The following is a 22959-nucleotide window of genomic DNA, read 5'->3' on the forward strand; positions in this document are numbered from 1 at the left end:
GGGCCCTGCCTCAACCGCAGCCCACCACAAGGAAGGGTCCTCCCGACGGGGAGGACCCTTCAATTGTTAATCGAGCGTCCGGGCTCTACTGCTCGACCACCAGCAGCAGGTCCCCGCCCTCCACCTGCTCGATGGATGAGATGGCGAGCCGTGAGACTTTGCCGGCCACCGGCGTCGTAATGGATGCTTCCATCTTCATCGCCTCGATGGTGGCTACCGTGTCTCCTGCCTTGACCTCGTCGCCGGCCTTGACCGTCACCGTAACGGCGCCCGCGAACGGTGCGGCCACGTGGCCGGGCTGGGCCGGGTCTGCCTTTTCGGCAGCCTTCACGTTGCTGACCACGGAGCGGTCCCTCACCACGACGGGCCGGGACTGGCCGTTGAGGGTACACATGACGGTGCGCATGCCCTTTTCGTCCGCCTCGGATACCGCTTCCAGCGACGCGATCAGCCGCACGCCCTTCTCCAGCTGGATCTCGTGCTCAGTGCCACGCTGCAGGCCGTAGAGGTAGTCGCGGGTATCCAGGACGGAGATGTTGCCATAGGTCTCGACGCTCTTCAGGTAGTCCTTGGTGGGTCCATCGAAGAGCAGCCGGTTCAGCGTGTGCTGGCGGGTCTTGGAATCGGACTTCAGGGCAGCGCTGTCCTCGGGGCTGAGCTCCACGTCCCTGACCTTCACGCTGCGGCCCTGCAGGGCCTTGGTGCGGAAGGGCTCCGGCCAGCCTCCTGGCGGATCGCCGAGCTCGCCGGACAGGAAGCCGATCACGGAATCCGGGATGTCGTAGTTCTGCGGGTTCTCGTTGAAGTCCGCCGGGTCCGCGTTCAAGCCCACCAGGTGCAGGGCGAGGTCGCCCACCACCTTGGAGGACGGCGTCACCTTGACCAGGTGCCCAAGGATGCGGTCGGCCGCGGTGTACATGTCCTCGATGGCTTCGAAGCGCTCCCCCAGTCCCAGCGCAATGGCCTGCTGGCGCAGGTTGGAGAGCTGGCCGCCGGGGATCTCATGCTGGTAGACGCGACCGGTGGGGCCGGGAAGTCCGGACTCGAACGGTGCGTATACGCGGCGGACCGCTTCCCAGTACGGTTCCAGCGAACTGACCGCAGCCAGGCTGAGCCCCGTGTCCCGCGGAGTGTGCGCCAGGGCTGCCACCAGGGCAGAGGCCGAGGGCTGGCTGGTGGTTCCTGCCAGCGACGCCGACGCGACGTCCACAGCGTCAACACCGGCATCCACGGCGGCCAGCAGCGTGGCCAGCTGGCCTCCTGCCGTGTCGTGGGTGTGCAGGTGCACCGGCAGGTCGAAGCGTTCCCGGAGGGCTGAAACGAGTTTCGCTCCCGCGGCGGGACGGAGCAGGCCGGCCATGTCCTTGATTGCCAGGATGTGGGCGCCGGCGTCAACGATCTTCTGGGCAAGACCCAGGTAGTAGTCAAGCGTGTAGAGCGTCTCTTCCGGGTCCAGCATGTCCCCGGTGTAGCAGAGTGCCACCTCGGCCACCGCGGTGCCGGTGGCCCGGACCGCACGGATGGCCGGGGCCATCTGGCTGACGTCGTTCAAGGCGTCGAAGATCCGGAAGATGTCGATGCCGGTGGCGGCAGCCTCGTTCACGAAGGCTTCGGTCACCTCTTCAGGGTACGGCGTGTAGCCCACGGTGTTGCGGCCACGGAGCAGCATCTGCAAACACACGTTGGGGAGCGCCTTGCGCAGCGCAGCGAGGCGGTCCCAGGGGTCTTCGCCGAGGAACCGGAGCGCCACGTCATAGGTGGCCCCGCCCCAGGCTTCAACGGACAGCAGTTCCGGCAGCAGCGCGGTGACGGCGGGTCCGGCCGCCACCAGGTCGCGGGTGCGGACGCGGGTTGCCAGCAGCGACTGGTGGGCGTCCCTGAACGTGGTGTCCGTGACGGCCACCGCGTTCTGTTCGCGAAGCGCCTTGGCAAAGCCTTCGGGGCCCAGCTCGAGGAGCCTCTGCCGGGAGCCCGGAACGGCCTGTTTGTCCTTGACCGACGGCAGCTTGCTGGCCGGGTTGGAGTGGACCTTGAGTTCGCCGTTGGGCTTGTTGACCGTGACCTCGGCCAGCCAGGTGAGGAGCTTGGTGCCGCGGTCCGCAGAGACGCGGGCCTTGAGCAGCTGCGGGCGCTCGTCAATGAAGGAGGTGGCGACGTCCCCCGCGATGAAGTCGGGATCGTCAAGCACTGCCTGCAGGAAGGAAATGTTGGTGGAGACGCCGCGGATGCGGAATTCCGCCAGGGCCCGGCGTGCACGGGCGACGGCGGACGGGTAGTCCCTGCCGCGGCAGGTGAGCTTGACGAGCATGGAGTCGAAATGGGGGCTGATTTCGGCACCGGAGTAAACGGTGCCGCCGTCGAGTCTCACACCCGCGCCGCCGGCGGAACGGTAGCCGGTGATCTTTCCGACGTCCGGACGGAAGCCGTTGGCGGGGTCTTCCGTGGTGATGCGGCTCTGCAGCGCCGCGCCACGCAGCTTGACGGTGTCCTGGGAGAGGCCGAGGTCGGCGAGTGTTTCTCCGGCGGCGATCCGCATCTGTGCCTGCACCAGGTCGACGTCGGTGACTTCCTCGGTGACCGTGTGTTCCACCTGGATGCGCGGGTTCATCTCGATGAAGACGTGCTGGCCGGCGCGCTCCCCGACCGTGTCCACCAGGAACTCCACCGTGCCGGCGTTGACGTAGTTCAGGGCCTTGGCGAACTTGACGGCATCCCGGTACAGCGCCTGCCGGATGCCCTCGTCGAGGTTGGGGGCCGGGGCGATCTCGATGACCTTCTGGTGGCGCCGCTGGATGGAGCAGTCGCGTTCGAAGAGGTGCATGACGTTGCCCTCGGCATCGGCCAGGATCTGGACCTCAATGTGCCGCGGGCGCAGGACGGCCTGTTCCAGGAACATGGTGGGATCGCCGAAGGCGGCATCGGCCTCGCGCATGGCTGACTGCAGGGCTTCGGGCAGGGCCTCACGGGTGTCCACCCGGCGCATGCCGCGGCCGCCGCCGCCGGCCACTGCCTTGGCGAAGATGGGGAACCCGATCTCGTCGGCCGCAGCGATCAGTTCGTCCAGGTCCTTGGAGGGCGCGCTGGACTTCAGGACGGGAACGCCGGCGTCGCGGGCTGCCTTCAGCGCCGCTACCTTGTTGCCCGCGAGTTCAAGGACCTCAGCAGGCGGACCAACAAAGGTGATGCCCGCGGCCTTCGCGGCCCGGGCGAGGTCCGGGTTCTCGGAAAGGAACCCGTAGCCCGGGTAGATGGCGTCCGCACCGGACTCCTTTGCCACCCGCACTACTTCTTCTACGTCCAGGTAAGCTCGGACGGGGTGGCCCTCTTCGCCAATCAGGTAGGCCTCGTCCGCTTTCTGGCGGTGGATCGAGTTTCTGTCTTCATGGGGGAAAACGGCAACCGTCTTGGCGCCCAGCTCGTAGCCGGCGCGGAAGGCCCTGATCGCGATTTCGCCGCGGTTGGCCACCAGAACTTTGGAAAACATACTTCTCCTGCATCATTGCGGGTGGATCGGTGAGTGGTCACAGTGTCTAGGACCTACAAGGACAAACACAAATCTTTGTGGCCACCATCACTAATTTCCCCGTCATGTCCCGAAGCCTTCTGCCGGCTCGGGCGGAAACCGCCCCGGCAGCACAGTCGGTGCCATGCCGACGCCCAATAAAGCAGGATTCGCCGACGCATCAACATATGATGAGTAGGGCGGCAGGACCGTCCGGCTTCGGCACTGCCGGAGCAAACATTACCCCCAACACGGCATCCGGCGTTAGGTTTTGGTCTCTCAAGTGCAAGTAGTCAGCATCAGCAGCCTTAAGGGTGGAGTCGGCAAGACTTCCGTCACCACAGGATTGGCGTCTGCGGCGCTGGCCGCGGGCATCAGCACGCTGGTGGTGGACCTTGATCCGCACGCGGATGCCACCACTGCGTTGGGAGTCCAGCCCGGCGACCAGCTGGATATCGGCCGGATGCTCAAGAGTCCCCGCCGGGCAAAGCTGTCCGAAAACGTGGTGCGCAGCAGCTGGACCGCCAAGACCCAGTCCAACGGCACCGGCTCCGCCGTACTGGACGTCGCCGTCGGCTCTGCCTACACCGGCATCTATGACCGGCCGGACCTGGGCCGCCGCGACCTGCGCAGGCTCTCCTCTGTCCTGGCCACCGGGGACGACTACCAGCTTGTCCTAGTGGACTGCCCGCCGTCCCTGAACGGCCTGACCCGGATGGCCTGGTCCGCCAGCGACAAGGTGGCGCTGGTTGCCGAGCCCGGCCTGTTCTCGGTGGCCGGCACCGAGCGGACCATGCGGGCCATCCAGCTTTTCCGCCAGGAGTTCGCCCCCAACCTTTCCCCGGCAGGCATCGTGGCCAACCGGGTGCGGTCGGGTTCCTCGGAACACGCGTACCGGCTTGCGGAGATGGAGTCCATGTTCGGAGAACTCCTCCTGAGCCCGCGGATTCCGGAACAGGCCAACTGGCAGCAGATCCAGGGCGCCGCCCACCCCGTGCACCACTGGCCCGGTGATTCCGCGAAGTCCGCTGCGGCCCTGTTCGATGAACTGCTGGCCAACCTGATGGCTGTGGGCAGCAGCCTGCGCAGCCGCGCCAGGTAGGGCAACCCGCCTGGTTAACAGCCAAGGGGCCGCCCTCCGGATGGAGAGCGGCCCCTTGCTCAATATTTCAGCTGATCTTGCGCGCTGCCCTGCGCTTGCTCAGTTCGTCGTCCGGAAAGGACGGCTCAGCGGCATGCTCGCTGGGAAGCGAGGCCAGGCTGCCCTCCACCTCACGCCAGACCCGTCCGACGGCAATGCCGAACACACCTTGGCCGCCCTGGACGAGGTCGATGACCTCGTCAGCGGAGGTGCACTCGTAGACGCTCGCGCCGTCACTCATCAGGGTGATCTGGGCGAGGTCTTCGACGCCGCGTTCCCGCAGGTGTTCCACGGCGGTGCGGATTTGCTGCAGCGATACCCCTGTGTCCAGGAGCCTCTTGACGACTTTCAGGACCAGGATGTCGCGGAAGCCGTACAGTCGCTGGGAGCCGGAACCGGCGGCGCCGCGGACCGCGGGCTCCACCAGGCCGGTGCGTGCCCAGTAGTCGAGCTGGCGGTACGTGATGCCGGCCGCCTTGCATGCGGTGGGCCCGCGGTAGCCCGCGTCCTCATCCAGCACAGGAAGGTCTTCGGTAAACAGGAGGCCCTGGGCACCGCTCGCCGGCACAGCAACACCAGCCGTGGGCTGCTTCAGCCCGCCTGCTTCACCTTTGGGACTCACCTGGATCCTCCTTGTCATACGCTCCCGGGGAAACTGCTGCAGCAGCAGTGCATGAAGACCATGCATGTAATTTTCGCGGGGCGCACTTTCCAGTGTGACTTGCGCGGCTGCCGTAAGCAATGGGAACTCGATACTTCGACGTTAGGCCCGGGGGGTCGCAAGGTCAAAGACCCTGCAGGGTTAAAAGGGGCGTGTCGAAAGATTCACCCTCAACTTTAACCTTAACGTGACCTCAGCCGTCGAAGTCCTCGGGCTCAACATCGTCCAGGAACTCCCGGAACCGGCGCAGTTCGCGCTCTTCATCAACGGTGGGACCGGGTTCCGTGTCCTCGCCCTCGTCATGCTCGGTGATGCGGACTCCGGCCTCATCCATGACTGAATCCGCGCACCAAATCCGGCACTTTGCGCGCAGGGCTATGGCCAGCGCGTCCGAGGCCCGCGAACTGACTGTTGTCCCGTTCTCGAACTGCAGCTGGCCGTAGAAGATGTTGTCCTCCACCGCAACGATGTTCACGCTGACCACCGAGTGCCCCAGCGACTCCACGACGTCCACCAGGAGGTCGTGGGTCATGGGGCGGGGCGGGACCACGCCCTGCTGGGCAAGGGCAATGGCACTGGCTTCAGGCGTCCCGATCCATATGGGGACGTGCCGTTCCCCGTGCATTTCCCGAAGCAGGACCAGTGGCTGGTTGGAAGGCAGTTCGATGCGAACGCCCACAATCTCGACTTCAATCATCAGATGTCCATGCGTGAGATATGGTCCTGCACCAAGGCACGGTGCAGGGTGAGGCAGAGGTCGCTAATCTCACGGGCGGCCTCAGCTGCCCGTGCCTGGGACGCGGAGTCCTTGCGGGACGCCAATGGCGCCACGACGCGCTCCACCAGGCCAAACTCCCGTTCCGCAGCCGCCTGGAAGGGGCGGAGGTGGCGGGGTTCAAGCCCGTGGCTCTCCAGCTGGACGCAGGCGCGCGCCACCTGGAGGGCGTGCTCATCGAACTGGCCATTGCTGTGGCTAATCAGGCCGAAACTCAGGAGGGACTGCAGCAGCGGCACACTGGCACCGGATTCCGTGCGGAGCTGCTCTTCCGTAAGCTTGCGCCCCCGGTTCTGCAGTTCCGCCGCCAGCTCATCCGAGACGATGCGCGGGGACACCACGACGCCGGGCGGGAGGTTCTCGGGGCGTTCGCCCCTGTCGATGGCATCGAGGTAGTCCTTGATGACTTTCAGGGGGAGGTACTGGTCACGCTGCAGGGCCAGGACGAACCGCAGCCGCTCGACGTCGCCGTCCGAGTACTGGCGGTAGCCCGCCGGTGTCCTGCGCGGGTTGATGAGCCCTTTTTCCTCAAGGAACCTGATCTTGGACGCAGTCATGCCGGGAAAGTCCCCGCTGAGCTGTGCGAGGACTTCCCCGATGTTGAGGACCTGGGGTCCCCGGCGTTCCGGTTGTGCCATTGCCACAGGCAGCGGTCCCCGGTTCAGCCGCGGCCTGCAGCGTTGGCAGGGCTCATGTAGAAGGTGAGGCGGAACTTGCCGATCTGGACTTCGCTGCCGGACTTGAGCTCCACGCTGTCCACGCGGTCGTGGTTGACGTAGGTGCCGTTCAGGCTGTTTTTGTCCACCACTTCGAAACTCCGGGCGGTGCGCCGGAACTCGACATGGCGGCGGGAAACGGTGACGTCGTCCAGGAAGATATCCGCATCCGGGTGCCGTCCGGCCGTGGTGACATCGGAATCAAGCAGGAAGCGGGCGCCGGCGTTGGGGCCGCTGTGCGCAACCAGCAGTGCTGACCCGGCCGGGAGCGCCTCAACCGAGCTGCGCTCATCGGACGAGAGTTTGGGGGCAATCGTGGGCTCATCCCTCACCGGGGTGAGATGGATCGAAGTAGTCTCCGACGCCCTGGCCGCACCCGAGCCGTGTTCCCCGTCGGCAGGGTTCTGTGTGTGGCCAGCCATGGACTCCTCCTCTTTCCGTTGCTGCCCTCAGGCCTGCAACCAACATCTGCCCTCCGGACCTGCAACGCAGGCCCGGTCCCGGCCCGCCGATCCGGCCGCTGACGTGCGAAGACGTTCTGCCTTCACGGCGGGGCCGGACCGGAAATACCGGTTAGCTTTAGCCTACCTGCTGTTCGTACTCCGATGCACTGAGCAATGATTCAACGGCGTCAGCTTCGGCGAGCTTGATCTCAATGAGCCACCCTTCACCGTAGGGATCTGTGTTGATCAGCGCGGAATCGGTGTCCAGTGACTCGTTGCGGGCCACAACTTCGCCGGTTACAGGGGCATAGATGTCGCTGACGCTCTTGGTGGACTCCACCTCGCCCACAACTTCGTTCGCCGTAATCTTGGTGCCAACTTCAGGCATCTGGGCGTAGACAACGTCCCCGAGTGCGTCCTGGGCAAAGTCGGTGATGCCTACCCGGACCACGCCGTCGGCATTGGGGGCGGTGACCCACTCGTGTTCGGCTGTGTAGGACAGATCTTCGGGAATGTTGCTCATCAGGGGCCTTTCATCGGGTCGAACACCAATGTCAACGGGGCCCCGGAACGGGCCGCCGCTGAAAGTATAGGCACATCTGCCCGGGCGTTCGGCGGGGTTTCTGCCAAGATGGGACGCATGAGCGCATGCACAGCCGGCGTCCACGTCGGGGAAGGCAGCTAGCGGATGCCTGAGCTGCCCGAGGTCGCCGGCCTTGCCGGGTTCCTGAGTGACCACCTGCAGGGAGCGGTCGTGTCAAAAGTGCAGATCGTTTCCTTCGCCGTCCTCAAGACGGCCGATCCCCCGTTCAGCGCCCTCGAGGGCAGGACCGTCACAGGCGTACGGCGCTTCGGCAAGTTCATCAGCATTGACACCGGCGGCATCTCCTTCGTCTTTCACCTGGCCAGGGCCGGCTGGGTCCGCTTCACGGACTCCCCCACCGACGCCCAGCTGAAAATGGGAAAAGGGCACATCGCCGCCCGCCTTGCCTTCACCGGCCCCGGGGGCCCGCGCGGCTTCGACCTCACCGAGGCCGGAACGAAGAAGAGCCTTGCGGTCTACGTGGTCCGGGATCCGCAGGAAGTGCCGGGTATAGCGTCGCTGGGGCCGGACCCCTTCGCTGAGGCGTTCGACGCCGACATGCTGGCTGAGATCCTTGCCGGCAGCTCCCAGCAGATCAAGGGGCTCCTGCGGAACCAGGGCGTCATCGCCGGGATTGGGAACGCCTACAGCGACGAGATTCTGCATGCGGCAAGGATCTCCCCCTTTGCCACGGCCAAGTCCCTGGACCGCGGAACCGTCCAGGTCCTGTACGACGCCATCCACACCATCCTTGGCACGGCGATGGCCGAGGCGCAGGGCAAGCCGCCCAAGGACCTGAAGGACGTCAAACGGAGCCACATGCGCGTCCATGCGCGGGCCGGTCAGCCGTGCCCCGTGTGCGGAGATACTGTCCGCGAGGTTTCCTTCGCCGATACCGCCCTGCAGTACTGCCCCACCTGCCAGACCAAGGGCAAGATCCTGGCTGACCGCAGGACCTCTAAGTTCCTGAAGTAGGAAGATCCGGCAGCCAAGCTGGTAGATGTCGACCGTCATTGTGGACGACTTGGCTGCGGAAATGAGGCCTTGGTCCTGCAACAGCGTACCGCCCGCGGTCATCCGCTCGAACATGACATGGGACCCCGGAACGCGGCAACTGCGGCAGCACCGCGGACGGGGTGTCGCGGGTGATCTGATTGCGATTCGGGACCTCTGCCCCTGCCCGGGCATGCCCCTGGGGCGTAGCGTCTTGACCAAGGCTCGCATGTCTCGGTCAGCACGAAGGGGTCACAATGCGCCGGTCTCGATCCGCCGTCCTCGGAATGGCCTTGGCCCTCGCCCTCGGCGGGGGCCTCGGGGGCACGGCCTTGGGGCCGCCCGCGTCCGCCGCATCAGCGGTGGCTGCGCAACGGAGCGTTCCGGCGTCGATGGTGGTCGAGCAGGCCGGCGACGACGCGATCCTCCAGCACTATGAGCAGCTCGGCGGCAGCGCATCGTTTCTCGGCACGCCAGTCGGCAGCGCGTACGACGTCGCTGGGGGCCGCGCCCAGGACTACACCGGCGGCACGATCTACTTTAGCGCCGGCACCGGAGCGTACGAGGTCCACGGAGCCATCCGCGGACGCTACCTGGAGCTCGGCGGACCGGCCGGCTTCCTGGGCTTCCCGCTCACCGACGAGACCTCCACCCCCGGCGCCGCTGGCCGCCACAACAACTTCGCCGGAGGGGCGATCTACTTTAGCGCCGGCACCGGAGCGTACGAGGTCCACGGAGCCATCCGCGGACACTACCTGGAGCTCGGCGGACCGGCCGGCTTCCTGGGCTTCCCGCTCACCGACGAGACCTCCACCCCCGGCGCCGCTGGCCGCCACAACAACTTCGCCGGAGGGGCGATCTACTTTAGCGCCGGCACCGGAGCGTACGAGGTCCACGGAGCCATCCGCGGACACTACCTGGAGCTCGGCGGACCGGCCGGCGTGCTTGGATTCCCCGTGACGGATGAGACCGGCACCCCCGACGGGGTCGGTCGGTTCAACCACTTCAGCGGCACGAACGCCGGCTCGTCGATCTACTGGTCGCCTGCCACGGGAGCCCACGAGGTGTACGGAGCCATCCGAGCCCAGTGGGTGGCCCTCGGTTGGGAGCGCAGCCGGCTCGGCTACCCGATCAGCGGCGAGTACAGCATCACGGGCGGCCGCCGCAACGACTTCCAGCACGGTTCTATCCTGTGGCACGCGGCCAGCGGCAGGATCGAGGTCATCTACACCAGCGTCCCGTCGGCGCTCCTAGGCGTGGATCTTGAGCGCATTCCGACCACGCAGAAGGTTGTCGCACTCACGTTCGACGCCGGCGCCAACGACGCCGCCCTCCGATCGATCCTCGCCACCCTCGCAGCCCACGGCGTCCCGGGCACGTTCTTCCTCACCGGAGACTGGGTCAACCAGTTCCCCTCCAACCCGGCGCTGATCTACAACGCGGGGCATCGGATCGGCAATCACTCCATGACCCACCCAGATTTCACAACCCTGACCGACGCCCAGATCGCGGCCGAGATCAGCAGCGCGCAGAGGACCATCGAGGCCGCTGGAGGAGACCCGCGCCCGTTCTTCCGCTTCCCCTTCGGCGCCCGCGATTCCCGCACGATCGCAGACGTCAACGCCGCTGGCTACGCGGCGGTCCGGTGGACCGTTGACACCCTGGGCTGGCAAGGCACCATGAACGGAACGCGCGGCCCGAGCTTCATCGTCCAGCGCGTCCTGGCTTCCGCGCAGCCCGGGGAGATCGTCCTCATGCACCTCGGCTCCAACCCGGACGACGGCTCAACGCTCGACGCCGCGGCCCTCCCAGAGGTGATCTCCCAGCTCCCGGCGGCAGGCTACGGCTTCGTCACCCTCGACGCCGCCCTCGGCTAGCTGGCCCCTGTGCAGGGCACCCCTCGGGCGGCGGCGGATGGTGATCCCGCCGTGGGTGCCGATCGTCAGGTTGGTCGGGCTCATCGCGTCATCACGGGAATCCCGCCAATGCAAAAAGCCGCGGAAACCCTGAAGTTTCCGCGGCTTTGTGGTCGGGCTGACAGGATTTGAACCTGCGACCCCTTGACCCCCAGTCAAGTGCGCTACCAAGCTGCGCTACAGCCCGCTGGTTCCGCCGTTCTCCGCTGAGCTGAACCCTCAAATCACTCCGAGGAGTTCACCAGCAGTCCGGCCGAACCACCTAGAAGAGCTTACACGATTCCGGAGGGTGCCAGTGACACTTTCCGGCTTCCGGCGCTCCGCGTGTTGCGGAGATCACCGGAATCAACGCTTCTTGCCCCGCTTTTCCCGGACCCGCATGCTGACCTCGATGGGGGTGCCCTCGAAGCCGAAGGTTTCCCGGAGGCGGCGGGTGATGAAGCGGCGGTATCCCGGGTCCAGGAATCCGGTGGTGAACAGCACGAACTTCGGGGGCCGGCTGGACGCCTGGGTGCCGAAGAGGATGCGCGGCTGCTTGCCGCCTCGGACGGGGTGCGGGTGCGCGGCAACGAGTTCGCCGAGGAAGGCGTTCAGGCGGCCGGTGGCGATGCGCTTGTCCCAGTTCTCCAGTGCCAGGTCCAGGGCGGGAACCAGGCGGTCCTTGTGCCACCCGGTCTTGGCAGAGATGTTCACCCGGGGTGCCCAGTTCACGTGAGCCAGGTCCTGCTCGATTTCACGTTCCAGGTAGCGCCGGCGTTCGTCGTCGAGCAGGTCCCATTTGTTGAACGCCAGCACCAGGGCACGGCCGGACTCAATGGCGAGCTGCAGGATCCGGACGTCCTGCTCGCTGAGGACCTCATCCACGGCGAGGAGCACGACGGCGACCTCCGCCTTTTCGAGTGCGGCCTGGGTCCGCAGGGAGGCGTAGAAGTCCGCCCCCTGCGCCATGTGCTGGCGGCGGCGGATGCCTGCCGTGTCCACGAAGCGCCACGTCCGGCCGCCGAGTTCGATGAACTCGTCCACGGGGTCGCGGGTGGTTCCGGCCGTGTTGTCCACCACCACGCGCTCGGTGCCTGCCAGCTTGTTCAGCAGCGAGGACTTGCCCACGTTGGGGCGGCCGATCAGGGCAATGCGCCGCGGGCCGCCGGAACGGTCGGTTCCCTCAATGGTGGAGAACTCGGGGAGCACGTCCATCACGTGGTCCAGCAGGTCCGCAACCCCGCGGCCGTGCAGCGCCGACACCGGGTAGGGCTCACCAAAGCCCAGGCCCCACAGGGTGGCCGAGTCCGCTTCCTGCGCAAAGTCGTCCACCTTGTTGGCCACCATGATGACCGGCTTCTTGCTGCGGCGGAGCATCTTCATGACGCCTTCATCGGTGGCCGTAGCCCCTACTGCGGAGTCCACCACGAAGAGCACGGCGTCGGCGAGTTCAACGGCCATCTCGGCCTGCTCGGCCACGCGGGCGTGGATACCGCGGGCATCGTGTTCCCAGCCGCCGGTGTCCACGAGGGTGAAGTTGCGTCCGTTCCAGCTGGCGGAGTACATGACGCGGTCGCGGGTGACACCGGGGGTGTCTTCAACCACTGCTTCACGTCGGCCCAGGATGCGGTTCACGAGGGTTGACTTGCCCACGTTGGGCCGTCCGATGATGGCCAGGACCGGATCAAGCTTGACGGGGCCGTCGAAGTCCTCGTCGCCGTACTCGCCGCTGAGCAGTGCGGCGTCTTCCTCGTCGAGGTCATAGTCCTCCAGGCCCGCCCGGAGGGACGCGGCGCGGAGCTCGGCCTCCTCGTCGTCAATGGCAGCCAGCCGTTCGGCCACCTGGTCCGTGCCCGTGGGCGTGTAGTCGTCTTCGCCGGCGCCGGGGTGGCCGGGAGTTTGAGTCGTATCGCTCATTGCACTGTCCTTAGTGGTCATCTGCCGGCGTCCCGGCTACTGCTGTTAAGTCTTTATGGGCATCTGCCGTAGGCAGGGGCTGCCCGCTGAGTTGAACGGAGTCCTGGACGTGCCCAGCCAGCGCAGCGCGGATTTCCAGCGCCGCCCTGTCCATTGAAGCACGCCCGCTTTCCCCGGCCCTGCGGCCAAGGGTGAGGGCATTTCCGAAGCTGACGTGGAAACGCCTGCCCGGCCGGGGCACTGAATCAAGGTGTTCGTCGCCTCTGCGCGTACCCAGGATGGCCACCGGAACCACCGGCGCTCCGGAGTTCAGCGCCAGCCAGGCCACGCCGCCGTTAATGTCCGCAGCCGCCCCGCTCCCCCGGGTACCTTCGGGAAGGATCCCTACGCACCGTCCGGCGTCGAGCACTTCCTTGCAGCGCTGCAGTGCCGCGCGGTCGCCCCTCCGGTCCACCGGCAACTGGCCGGAGGCGTTGAGCACCCGGCCGAGGAATCCCTGGAACATTTCCTGCTTGACCAGGATGTGCATGGGCCGTGGCGAGGCACCGAACATGACCGGCCCGTCCAGGAAGCTGATGTGGTTCGCGGCGAAAATCACCGGGCCTCCGGTGGGCACGTTGTCCTTGCCCGTGACGGTGGTCCGGTACACCAGATGGTCGAGGATCCAGCCCACAGGCCTGCTCCACGTCATGGTCAGCCCGGACGGGACACCCCGCTTGCCGTCAGTCACGGTTGAGGGCCTTCGTGACGATCACCAGGGCCGCTGCTACGGTCTGCTCGAAGTCGAGGTCCGATGAGTCCAGCGTGACAACCCCGGAGGCCGCCTTCGTGAAGTTCACCACCGTGGAATCCTTCGCGTCGCGGTGGGTCACCTGGGCCGCCAGCTGCTCGGCGTCCTGGGTGCCGCCGAGCTGCATCCCGCGCCGGCGCAGCCGCGCTTCCTCGCTGGCGGTGAGCAGCATGCGGACTTCCGCCCCGGGCGCGACGACGGTGGTGATGTCCCTGCCTTCCACCACCATGCGGCGGTGGTGCTTTTCGATGAGCTCCCGCTGGCGGCGGATAAGTTCAGTCCGGGCGCCGAGGGTGGTGGCCACAGCGCTGACGGCCGAAGAGATTGCCGGTTCGCGGATGGCGTCAGTGACGTCCACGCCGTCAACCCGGACGTAGTCGTCGTGCGGGCTGGTGCTCAGGTCCAGTACCAGGTCCCGGGCGGCCTGCTCCACGGCTGCGGCGTCGTCGAGGTCGATTCCCCTGGCGACGCAATCCCAGGTCAGGGCGCGGTACATCGCGCCGGTGTCCAGGTAGGCGAGCCGGAGCCTGCGGGCCACCTCCTTGCTCACGCTGGACTTGCCGGAGCCGGAGGGGCCGTCAATGGCCACCACCAGCGGCCGTCCGACGCGGAGCGCGGGCATGGTGTCGAGAAGTTCCTGTGTCATTACTGAAGTACCCGCCATCCGCGGTCGTTTAGTGCTTCGATCAGGTGGTCGTGCTTGTTCGGCAACACGGATATTTCCACCATACCCACGTTTTGGCCGGACGAATGGTCAAGGCGGAGGTCCTCCAGGTTGACGCCGATCTCCCCGATTTCGGTGAGGAGCCGGGCGATTTGCCCCGGTTTGTCATCCACCAGGACGGTCAGCCAGGAGTATGCCTGCGGGGGTCCGCCGTGCTTGCCCGGAATGCGTGCCTGGCCGGCATTGCCTTCGCTCATGAGCTGGGCGAGGTCCAGCCTCGCCCCAGGCGCTGTGGGCTTTTCCAAGGTGCCAATCAGCCGGTTGAGGTCATCCCGGACGCCGTACAGGATGTCCACCACCTTCGCCGCGTTGCCGCCAAGGATCTGGACCCAGAGGGCGGGATCGCTGGCAGCAATGCGGGTGACGTCGCGCAGGCCGTTGCCGGCCAGGGACAGCGCGTGCAGGGGTGTGCCCTGCAACCGGCTCGCCACCAGCGACGACATCACCTGGGGCAGGTGCGAGACCAGGGCCACGGCTTCGTCATGTTCGTCGGCCGTGAACTGGGAGACGACGGCGCCCAGGTCTGCGGCCAGGGACCGGGCCGTCTGGAGGGCGGCGGCGGAGGTCTCCTCCGACGGACACACCACCCACGGCATCGAGGTAAACAGCTCGCCGCGCGCAGCTACGGGACCTGATTTTTCCCGTCCGGCCATGGGATGGGTTCCCACGTAGCGGGAGAGGTCAACGCCGCGGCGGCGCAGCTGGCCCAGGATCTCAGCCTTAACGCTGGCGATGTCCACCACAACCGAGTCAGGGTACTCGGACAGGGCTGCTGCCACGACATCGGCCGTGACGTCCGGCGGAGCGGCAACCACCACGAGCTGCGGAACCCTGCCATCCAGCTCAGCCAGTGGCCGGCCCGCTCCGATATCCACGGCGACCGCCTGGTTGGTGGGCGAGGGGTCGGACAAGAACACGGGCACGCCGCGCCCGCGCAGCCCCAGCCCGATGCTGGTGCCCAGCAGTCCGGTGCCAAGGACCACGACCGGACCGTCCAGGTGCCCGCGGCCCTGGCTGTGGAAAGCGGACATGCCTCAGAGCCCTACGGATGCCAGCAGGTGGCCGACTTCCTGCTTGCCGAGGTTGCGGATGCTGCCCTGTCGCTGGTCTCCCAGGCCGATGGGGCCCACCTTCACGCGGACCAGCCGCAGGACCGGGAAGCCGACGGCGTCGAACAGGCGGCGGACAATGCGGTTCTTGCCGGAGTGCAGCACTACCTCGATCAGGACGTGGCCCGGAGTGGAGTCGACAAGCCGGAAGGAGTCCACGGACGCAAAGCCGTCCTCGAGTTCCACACCCTCCTTGAGCTGCGCGCCAATCCCCTGCGGGAAGGGACCGCGGACCTGCACGAGGTAGGTCTTGGGAACCTCGTAGGAAGGGTGCGTCAGGCGGTTGGCGAGTTCGCCGTCGTTCGTCAGCAGGAGCAGGCCTTCGGTGGCGACGTCGAGGCGGCCAACGTGGAACAGGCGTTCGCCCTTGTTCTTGCTGTTCTTGAGGAAGTCGCTGATGCAAGGACGCCCCTCGGGGTCCTCCATGGTGGAAACAACGCCCTTGGGCTTGTTGAACACCATGTACACCAGGTCTTCATCCAGCTGGATCCGCAGCCCGTCCACGTGGATGACGGCGGTCTTGGGGTCGACGCGGACGCCGAGTTCGGTGACCACCTGGCCGTCCACTTCCACACGGCCCTCGGCGATCATCTCTTCGCAGACGCGGCGGGAGGCAACCCCGGCCGAGGCCATGACCTTCTGCAGGCGCACGCCGTCGGCGTCGTGAAGCTCCGACTGGGGAACATCGCCCCGCGGGCCCTTCTTGCGGGACGGCCTGCGCACCGGCCCCAGGTTCTGGCCGAAGCGTTCACTGCCGAACGCGCGGGAGGCCGCGGCGCCCGGGGCGCCGGTGCGTGGCTTCGGCTTGAGGGCGCCGGGAGTGCCCGGTGCTTTCTTGGCCCCGGGTTTGCGGGCTGCAGGCTTCCGGGAGGACGGCCTGGCCGCCTTTGGATCAACCGCGCCGCGGCCCTGCTGCGGGCCGTCCGAAGCCAAATCCGGATCGATGAAGCGCTCCTCGCGCGGCTTGGGTGCGCGTTGCGGGCGGTCGCTGCCGAACCCGCCGCCCCGCTTGGGGGCACCGCTGCGGAACCCGCCCGCTGAACTCCCACCCTGGGAGGTGTTGCGCTGTGTTCTGTTTCGTTCCGAACCGTTGCGTCCCGAACTGTTACGTGGTGAACCCTGGCGTCCCGCCTGTGTCATGACCCGTCCTTACAATTGTTTGGCCGGAAAGGTGTCCACAGACAACCTTAACCAGCCGTGCAGAAATAGTCTGCCCTGATAAATACTCTTTGCCCAGGCCGGGCGAACCCGCCTAGATCCCGTCGGCGTCGTAGTACTCCGCGATGCCGTCCAACCCTGGAAGGTGTGGAGACAGCTGCGGCAGCTCGGCCACCGAGCCGATTCCCATCCGCTCCAGGAAATACGATGTGGTCCGGTAGAGGATGGCCCCGGACTCCGGGTCCGTTCCCGAATCCTCGATCAACCCGCGCTGGGCGAGTGTCCTGACCACAGAGTCAACATTGACGCCCCGAATTGCGGACACCCTTGCCCTGGAGACAGGCTGCCGGTACGCGATGACCGCCAGCGTTTCCAAGGCCGCCTGGGTGAGCCTGGCCGTTTGCCCTTCCAGCACGTACTTGCCGACAATGTCGGCGAATTCCGCGCGGGAATAGATCCGCCAGCCACCGGCGATGTTCCGCAATTCAAAACCCCGGGGGCTGGAGCCGAAACCAGCGGCGCTGGCTTGTTCCATATCCGGGGCTTTAACAGTATAGCCGGTATACTCGCGCTGAAGTTCGGCCAGCAGGGTGCTGACCGTTTCAACGGTCAGCCCAAGCCCGGCAGCCAGTTCTTCCTCTGTTGCCGGCTGGTCGATGACCATCAGCACGGCCTCGATGGCAGCCTTGGCCCCGCCGGGAAGGCTTTCGAGGTCCACCTCCCCTTGGCGCATGGCTTCGGTAGCTTCCTTGGTCACAGCTGCTCCTCGAATTCTTCGCTCAGGTTCTCCGCCGACCACTGCCGGCCCCCGGCTGTCCAGTGGACGGCAAGGTCGGCCAGCGGCGAAAGCTGGTCGAAGGAGACTGCCTTGTCCCGGAATAGCTCCAGCAGCGCCAGGAACCTGGCCACCACCACCAGGGTGGACTCGGCGTCCGCAATGATGGCCCGGAAAGTCAGCGGCGATTCCTGCTGGAGCCGCAACCCCACGATCTCTGCCTGCTCCTTGACGCTGACATTGCCGCCGTGGAGGTGGGCCAGCCCGACCTCCGTGGGTTTGGGCGCCTTGGGTTGCAGCGCCGCTTCGGCCATGGCTGCGAACTGTTCGGGCGTGTGCTTCCAGACGAGTTCAGGGAGCATCGCCGCGAAGTGTTCCTCCAGCGCAACCTGCCGGGGAAAACGCCGTGCTTCCTGGTGCAGGGTTGCGCCCAGGAGCCCGGCCACATGCTTAAAGGCCTTGTACTGGAGCAGCCGGGCGAAGAGCAGGTCCCTGGCTTCGAGCAGGGCCATGTCCTCATCGTCTTCCACTTCCCCGGCGGGAAGGAGCCTGGCAGCCTTGATGTCCAGCAGTGTCGCGGCGATCACCAGGAATTCACTGGCTTCGTCAAGGGCCCAGTCCTCGCCCAGTTCCTGCAGCTTCCGGATGTACTTGATGAATTCGTCGGTCACCGTGGCGATGGCCACCTCGGTGATGTCCAACTGGTGCTTGGCGATCAGCCCCAGCAGGAGGTCGAACGGACCCGTGAAGTTGGCCAGCCGCACCTCGAAGCCGGGCTTGGTTTCGGCCACGGCGTGGCTAGGGTGCGCCGCCGCGCGAGATCAGCTCTTTGGCCAGGCGGCGGTAGGCGTCGGCGCCCACGTGGTTGCCGGCGTAGCTCGTGATCGGCTCGGCGGCCACGGTGGCGTCCGCGAACTTGATGGAGCGCTTGATGACGGTCTCGAAGACCTTGTCGCCGAAGGCCTCCACCAGCCGGGTGATGACCTCGCGGCTGTGCAGCGTCCGTGCGTCGTACATGGTGGCAAGGACGCCATCCACCTGCAGGCGCGGGTTGAGGCGGTCCTGCACCTTGTCGATGGTTTCCACCAGCAGCGCCACGGCGCGGAGGGCGAAGAACTCGCAGATCAGCGGAATGATGACGCCGTGCGCCGCGGTGAGCGCGTTGACGGTCAGGAGCCCGAGGGAGGGCTGGCAGTCGATGAGGACGACGTCGTAGTCGTCCTCGACTTTCTTGAGGGCCCGGTCCAGGACCTGCTCGCGCGCAACTTCATTGACGAGCTGGACTTCGGCGGCGGAGAGGTCGATGTTGGCCGGCAGCAGGTCGACGTTCTCAACGCCGGTCTGGTGGATGGCGTCGCGGATGTCCACTTTGCGGTCCATCAGCACGTTGTAGACAGTGAGGTCCAGCTCGTGTGGATTCACGCCGAGGCCCGCCGAAAGCGCACCCTGGGGATCGAAGTCGACCAGGAGGACGCGGCGGCCGTATTCCGCCAGCGCCGCGGCGAGGTTGATCGTTGAGGTGGTCTTGCCGACGCCGCCCTTCTGGTTCACCATGGCGATGACCCGGGCCGGACCGTGGGAGGACAGCGGCGCGGGTTCCGGAAACTCGCGGTATGGGCGCCCGGTGGGCCCCATCACCGCGTTGTCCAGGTCAAATTCCGTGCCCTCCAGAGTTGCCGAACCCTGTTCGCTGCTCACGTATCTATCCACACTTTCGATGACGGTGATTTCCTGCCGCTGATTGCCAGCGCCGTTCCTTCTTCTTCCCAAGGTTACAGCGACCGACACGGCATTCGAGGGAACTTGACTTTCGGCCCATGTTGAGCCTTGACCCTCTAGCTGAGGTCGAAGGTTACCGCTCCGCAGACAAGGAACCGCCCCCGCAGCGCTTGCTGCGGGGGCGGTTGCCTGTTGGCCGGAGTGGTCAGGCGTTGGCCGGAACCGGGCGGGCTTCAGCCTGCTCCGGAGCGGCTTCACCGTGGTGGTGGGCCAGCATGGTTGCTTCGTCGAAGGGTTCCTCGCCGGAGAGGACGCTGTTGACCTGTACGCCGTCGATCTCCTTGACCCACGTGCCAATCAGGACGGTGGCTACGGCGTTGCCGGTGAAGTTGGTCAGGGCGCGGGCCTCGGACATGAACCGGTCGATGCCCACGATCATGCCTACGCCGCCCAGCAGCTCGGGCTTGTGGGCCTGGAGGCCGGCAGCCAGCGTGGCGAGGCCGGCACCGGTGACGCCGGCTGCACCCTTGGAGGCAATGATCATGAAGATCAGCAGGGAGATCTGGGCGCCCAGGTCCAGCGGCGTGCCCATGGCGTTGGCAACGAACAGGGAGGCCATGGTCAGGTAGATGGCCGTGCCGTCAAGGTTGAACGAGTAGCCGGTGGGCACCGTGACGCCAACAACGGGCTTGGAGACACCGAGGTGTTCCATCTTGGCGATCAGGCGGGGCAGGGCAGCTTCAGAGGAGGACGTGGAGAAGATGAGCAGGTATTCGCGGCCCAGGTACTTCATCAGCTTGAAGATGTTGACGCCGGTGACAACCTTGAGCAGGCCGCCCAGGATGATCACGATGAACAGTGCGCAGGTGATGTAGAAGGCAGCCATCAGGGTGAACATGCTGACGATGGCCTGGAATCCGGTGGCTCCCACGACGGCGGCGATGGCACCGAAGGCACCCACGGGGGCGAGCCACATGATCATGATCAGGATGCGGAACACGAGGACCTGGCCGTGGCCGATGGCCTTGAGGATGGGAGCGCCCTGCGGGCCCATCTTCTGGAGGGCGAAGCCTACGAGGATGGCGGCAAAGAGGGTGGGCAGGACCGGAATATCTCCCGGAATGATGCCAAGGAGGAAAGCAACGGTGCTGTCTACTTCCGCCTTCTTGTTAGGGTCATAGGGGGCCAGCTTCAGGCCCTCACCCGGGTGGATCAGGTTGCCCACCACCAGGCCGATGGCGAGCGCGAACGTGGACATCAGGATGAAGTAGCCCAGCGCCAGGCCGCCTACCTTGCCCACCGTGGCAGCCTTCGCGATCGAGCCGATGCCAAGGACGATGGTGCAGAAGATGACCGGGGCGATCATCATCTTAATGAGTTTGATGAACCCGTCGCCGAGCGGCTTGAGGGACTTGCCGACCTCCGGGAACATCAGGCCCACCACGGCGCCGAGGATCACGGCGGCGATGACGGCGATGTACAGGTAGTGCGATTTGTCGATGCCCTTGCGCCGCGTCTTCACGGTGTCAAGCGACTCTCCTCGTTGAGAAGCCATGATGTGTCTCCTTGTATGGATAATCTGATAGACGCTGCGGCACAGTATCTGGGCTCAACACGTCCTCCGGTGTGATATCCATCATTGGGTACGCCGTGACCCAGCTCACCGTTGCGTTCATATTGGTCGTGGAAGGTGCGTGGGAGGTACGGATGATCCACCCCTGGAGTATCGCCCGCCGGCTCTTCGTGGCGAACCTGCTGATTGTGGTGGTGTTCATCGCCATCGTTGGTTCAGCCACCTACGTTGACGCCCGTGACCGCGCCTATGACGAGGCCGGAATGCGCATGGCGGGGATCGCCGCTTCGATCGCAGCCAGCCCGCTGGTGCTGGAGGCAGCTGCCGGCCCGGACCCCTCAGCCGTCCTGCAGCCCTACGCCAGCGACGTTATGTCCGCTGCCGACGTCGACTTCGTGACCATCATGGCTCCCGACCGGACCCGCTGGACGCACCCGCGGGAGGAGGAAATCGGCCGGCCTTACATCGGCTCGATCGACGCCGCCTTGCGGGGTGAGCAGTACACGGAAGTGACGGCGGGGACGCTGGGCCCGTCAGTGCGGACGATTGTCCCGGTCAAGGATGAGGCCGGCAATGTGAAGGCGCTGGTGGCGGCGGGTGTCACGGTGCGCACGGTGGATGTTGCGTTCGCGGGACGCCTGCCTGCCCTGCTGGCGATTGGCCTTGCCCTGCTGCTGGGAGGCTCGCTGGCCTCCTGGCTGCTGGGCCGGTATCTTCGCCGGGTCACCCGCGGCTGGGGGCCGGAACAGCTCTCGCAGTTGTTCGCATACTACGAGTCCGTCCTGCACTCGGTCCGGGAAGGGCTGATCCTCATCGATGCCAAGGGCCGCGTGGTGATGTACAACGACCACGCGGCCGAACTGCTGGGCCTTGAGGGGTCCGGCAGCAAGGACCCCACCCGGCCGCCGACACTGGCGGAGCTGCCGCTCGAGGAGGAGCTCCGGGAGCTGTTCGAGTCGGGGCGGACTGCCAAGGACGAAATTGTCCTTACCGGCTCGCGGGTCCTGGTGGTCAACCAGGGACCGGCCAAGGCGCCCGGGGTTCCGGGGAACCGCGGCAGGTCAGCCGTCTACGGCACGGTGGCCACGCTGCGGGACCGGACCGAGATTGAGGCGCTGGGCAACGAGCTTGAAACCATGCGTACCCTCTCCGGAGCGCTCCGGGCCCAGACCCACGAGCACGCCAACAGGCTCCACACGATGGTCTCGCTCCTGGAACTGGGCCGGACCCAGGAAGCCCTGGACTTTGCCACCCGGGACCTGGAACTGAGCCAGCAGCTGACCGACGACATGGTCAGCTCGGTGGATGAGCCCGTGCTGGGTGCCCTGGTCATGGGCAAGGTGGCTGAAGCCCACGAACGCGGCGTCCAGCTGGACGTTGCCACGCTGGGTTCCGGTAGTGTGGCGGGAGTTGCGGTGCAGGACCTGGTCACCATCCTGGGAAACCTGCTGGACAACGCGATTGACGCGGCAGCAGACGCTCCTCCGCCGCGGCGGGTGCAGCTGACAGTGGAGTCGGACGAGGAAGGGCTGGACATCGCCGTCCACGATTCCGGCGCCGTGCTGGACTCCCAGGCAGCGGACAACATCTTCCGGCACGGCTTCAGCACCAAGCCTTCCGGACCCGGCGGACGGGGCATCGGGCTGGCGCTGGTCCGGCAGGCAGTACACCGCCTGGGCGGTACGCTGACCATCAACGGACGGCGCGGAGCGAAGTTCGAAGTATTTCTTCCCGCAGCGGTGTCCCCGCAGAAGGAGCACACACCGTGAGCAACATCCGGGTCCTCATCGTTGAGGACGAGGCCATCGCATCAGCCGCACACGCGGCCTACATCGGGCGGTTGCCGGGCTTTGAACTGGCCGGAAGCGCTCCTGACGGCCAGTCTGCCCTCCGCCTGCTCGGCGAATTTTCCGCCGCAGGCAACCCGGTGGAGCTGGTCCTCCTGGACATGAACCTCCCGGACCTCCACGGGCTGGACATTGCGCGGCGCATGCGGGCGGCCGGCATCCTGGCGGACATCATCGCCATCACGGCCGTGCGGGAACTGGCGATCGTCCGGAGCGCGGTGGCCATTGGGGTGGTCCAGTACCTGATCAAGCCGTTCACCTTCGCCACTTTCGCCGACAAGCTGGAGAGTTACCGGCAGTTCCGGCAGCAGCTCGCAGGCCATGACGCAGGATCCGGGAAAACCGGCGCGTCCCAAAGCGAAGTGGACCAGGCTTTCGCCAGCCTGCGGGCACCGTCGGAACTCCCCCTGCCCAAGGGCCTCTCGGTTTCCACGCTGGGCTCAGTGCAGGACTTCGTCAAACAGCAGCGCGATGCCGTCTCGGCCACGGAAGTCATGGACGCCCTCGGCATGTCCCGTGTCACTGCGCGGCGCTACCTGGAGTATTTGGCCGATGCAGGTACGGTCTCCAGGACTGCCCGCTATGGCACCCCGGGCAGGCCGGAGAACGAGTACCGCTGGAGCGGGCGCTGAACTGCG

At 66.2% G+C, this 22959-nt stretch carries 20 protein-coding genes and 1 tRNA gene; 5 read left to right on the forward strand and 16 right to left on the reverse strand.

Annotation, left to right across the window (positions count from 1 at the left end; all coding sequences use genetic code 11):
- Positions 1–85: 85 nt before the first annotated feature.
- Complete coding sequence (locus U7114_RS11355; RefSeq protein ID WP_157238523.1) at positions 86–3484, reverse strand: pyruvate carboxylase; 3399 nt, start codon at positions 3482–3484, stop codon at positions 86–88.
- 301 nt (positions 3485–3785) lie between these two features.
- On the opposite strand from U7114_RS11355, the gene U7114_RS11360 reads away from it, so the two are divergent.
- Entirely contained in the window at positions 3786–4604 is an 819-nt protein-coding gene (locus tag U7114_RS11360; RefSeq protein ID WP_323057400.1) for a ParA family protein, read from the forward strand.
- Positions 4605–4671: 67 nt separating this feature from the next.
- Here the strand turns inward: U7114_RS11360 and U7114_RS11365 are convergent, their stop codons facing one another.
- From U7114_RS11365 to gcvH, 5 genes are all read right to left on the reverse strand, one after another.
- Complete coding sequence (locus tag U7114_RS11365) at positions 4672–5265, reverse strand: MerR family transcriptional regulator (protein WP_321215910.1); 594 nt, start codon at positions 5263–5265, stop codon at positions 4672–4674.
- A gap of 232 nt (positions 5266–5497) precedes the next feature.
- Positions 5498–6001: a bifunctional nuclease family protein gene (locus tag U7114_RS11370; RefSeq protein ID WP_013600629.1), complete on the reverse strand. Its 504-nt coding sequence runs from the start codon at positions 5999–6001 to the stop codon at positions 5498–5500.
- A complete protein-coding gene (locus U7114_RS11375) occupies positions 6001–6717 on the reverse strand; it encodes a MerR family transcriptional regulator (RefSeq protein WP_104997481.1) in 717 nt (238 codons plus the stop codon). Before U7114_RS11375 ends, U7114_RS11370 begins: the two co-directional genes overlap by 1 nt.
- A 23-nt stretch (positions 6718–6740) precedes the next feature.
- A complete protein-coding gene (locus U7114_RS11380; protein ID WP_157238525.1) occupies positions 6741–7217 on the reverse strand; it encodes an FHA domain-containing protein in 477 nt (158 codons plus the stop codon).
- A gap of 157 nt (positions 7218–7374) precedes the next feature.
- Positions 7375–7761 (reverse strand): glycine cleavage system protein GcvH, encoded by a 387-nt coding sequence (gcvH, locus tag U7114_RS11385; protein WP_157238526.1) that lies wholly within the window; start codon positions 7759–7761, stop codon positions 7375–7377.
- A gap of 165 nt (positions 7762–7926) precedes the next feature.
- Here gcvH and U7114_RS11390 point away from each other — a divergent pair, with 165 nt between their 5' ends.
- Positions 7927–8796 (forward strand): Fpg/Nei family DNA glycosylase, encoded by an 870-nt coding sequence (locus U7114_RS11390; protein WP_157238527.1) that lies wholly within the window; start codon positions 7927–7929, stop codon positions 8794–8796.
- Between the two features lie 275 nt (positions 8797–9071).
- Positions 9072–10691 carry a polysaccharide deacetylase family protein gene (locus U7114_RS11395; protein WP_323057401.1) on the forward strand — a complete coding sequence of 540 codons (1620 nt, stop codon included), beginning with the start codon at positions 9072–9074 and terminating at the stop codon, positions 10689–10691.
- Between the two features lie 149 nt (positions 10692–10840).
- Here the strand turns inward: U7114_RS11395 and U7114_RS11400 are convergent.
- The 10 genes from U7114_RS11400 to U7114_RS11445 form a co-directional block, all read right to left on the reverse strand.
- Positions 10841–10917 (reverse strand) — tRNA-Pro (locus U7114_RS11400).
- Positions 10918–11075: 158 nt separating this feature from the next.
- A complete protein-coding gene (der, locus tag U7114_RS11405; RefSeq protein WP_157238529.1) occupies positions 11076–12626 on the reverse strand; it encodes a ribosome biogenesis GTPase Der in 1551 nt (516 codons plus the stop codon).
- Positions 12627–12636: 10 nt separating this feature from the next.
- Complete coding sequence (locus U7114_RS11410; protein ID WP_157242547.1) at positions 12637–13317, reverse strand: lysophospholipid acyltransferase family protein; 681 nt, start codon at positions 13315–13317, stop codon at positions 12637–12639.
- A gap of 31 nt (positions 13318–13348) precedes the next feature.
- The gene (gene cmk / locus U7114_RS11415; protein WP_323057402.1) at positions 13349–14062 is read right to left on the reverse strand and encodes a (d)CMP kinase; all 714 of its coding nucleotides are present in this window, start codon (positions 14060–14062) and stop codon (positions 13349–13351) included.
- Positions 14062–15171, reverse strand: coding sequence for a prephenate dehydrogenase (locus U7114_RS11420; protein ID WP_323057403.1), 1110 nt, complete (start codon positions 15169–15171; stop codon positions 14062–14064). The genes cmk and U7114_RS11420 overlap by 1 nt, the downstream gene beginning before the upstream one ends.
- Positions 15172–15174: 3 nt before the next feature.
- Positions 15175–16389 carry a pseudouridine synthase gene (locus tag U7114_RS11425; protein WP_157238532.1) on the reverse strand — a complete coding sequence of 405 codons (1215 nt, stop codon included), beginning with the start codon at positions 16387–16389 and terminating at the stop codon, positions 15175–15177.
- A 112-nt stretch (positions 16390–16501) separates the two neighbouring features.
- Positions 16502–17140: an SMC-Scp complex subunit ScpB gene (gene scpB, locus U7114_RS11430; protein WP_157242548.1), complete on the reverse strand. Its 639-nt coding sequence runs from the start codon at positions 17138–17140 to the stop codon at positions 16502–16504.
- A 20-nt stretch (positions 17141–17160) separates the two neighbouring features.
- A complete protein-coding gene (locus tag U7114_RS11435; protein ID WP_321215908.1) occupies positions 17161–17973 on the reverse strand; it encodes a ScpA family protein in 813 nt (270 codons plus the stop codon).
- Positions 17974–17980: 7 nt separating this feature from the next.
- On the reverse strand, positions 17981–18880 hold the full coding sequence (locus U7114_RS11440) for a ParA family protein (RefSeq protein WP_013600617.1): 900 nt from the start codon (positions 18878–18880) through the stop codon (positions 17981–17983).
- Positions 18881–19106: 226 nt separating this feature from the next.
- A complete protein-coding gene (locus U7114_RS11445; RefSeq protein ID WP_157238533.1) occupies positions 19107–20456 on the reverse strand; it encodes a cation:dicarboxylate symporter family transporter in 1350 nt (449 codons plus the stop codon).
- A gap of 152 nt (positions 20457–20608) precedes the next feature.
- On the opposite strand from U7114_RS11445, the gene U7114_RS11450 reads away from it, so the two are divergent.
- The gene (locus tag U7114_RS11450; protein WP_157238534.1) at positions 20609–22243 is read left to right on the forward strand and encodes a sensor histidine kinase; all 1635 of its coding nucleotides are present in this window, start codon (positions 20609–20611) and stop codon (positions 22241–22243) included.
- A complete protein-coding gene (locus U7114_RS11455; protein ID WP_323057404.1) occupies positions 22240–22953 on the forward strand; it encodes a response regulator in 714 nt (237 codons plus the stop codon). Before U7114_RS11450 ends, U7114_RS11455 begins: the two co-directional genes overlap by 4 nt.
- Positions 22954–22959: the final 6 nt, after the last annotated feature.

It is taken from the genome of Pseudarthrobacter sp. C1, from assembly GCF_034720455.1.
Lineage (GTDB): Bacteria > Actinomycetota > Actinomycetes > Actinomycetales > Micrococcaceae > Arthrobacter.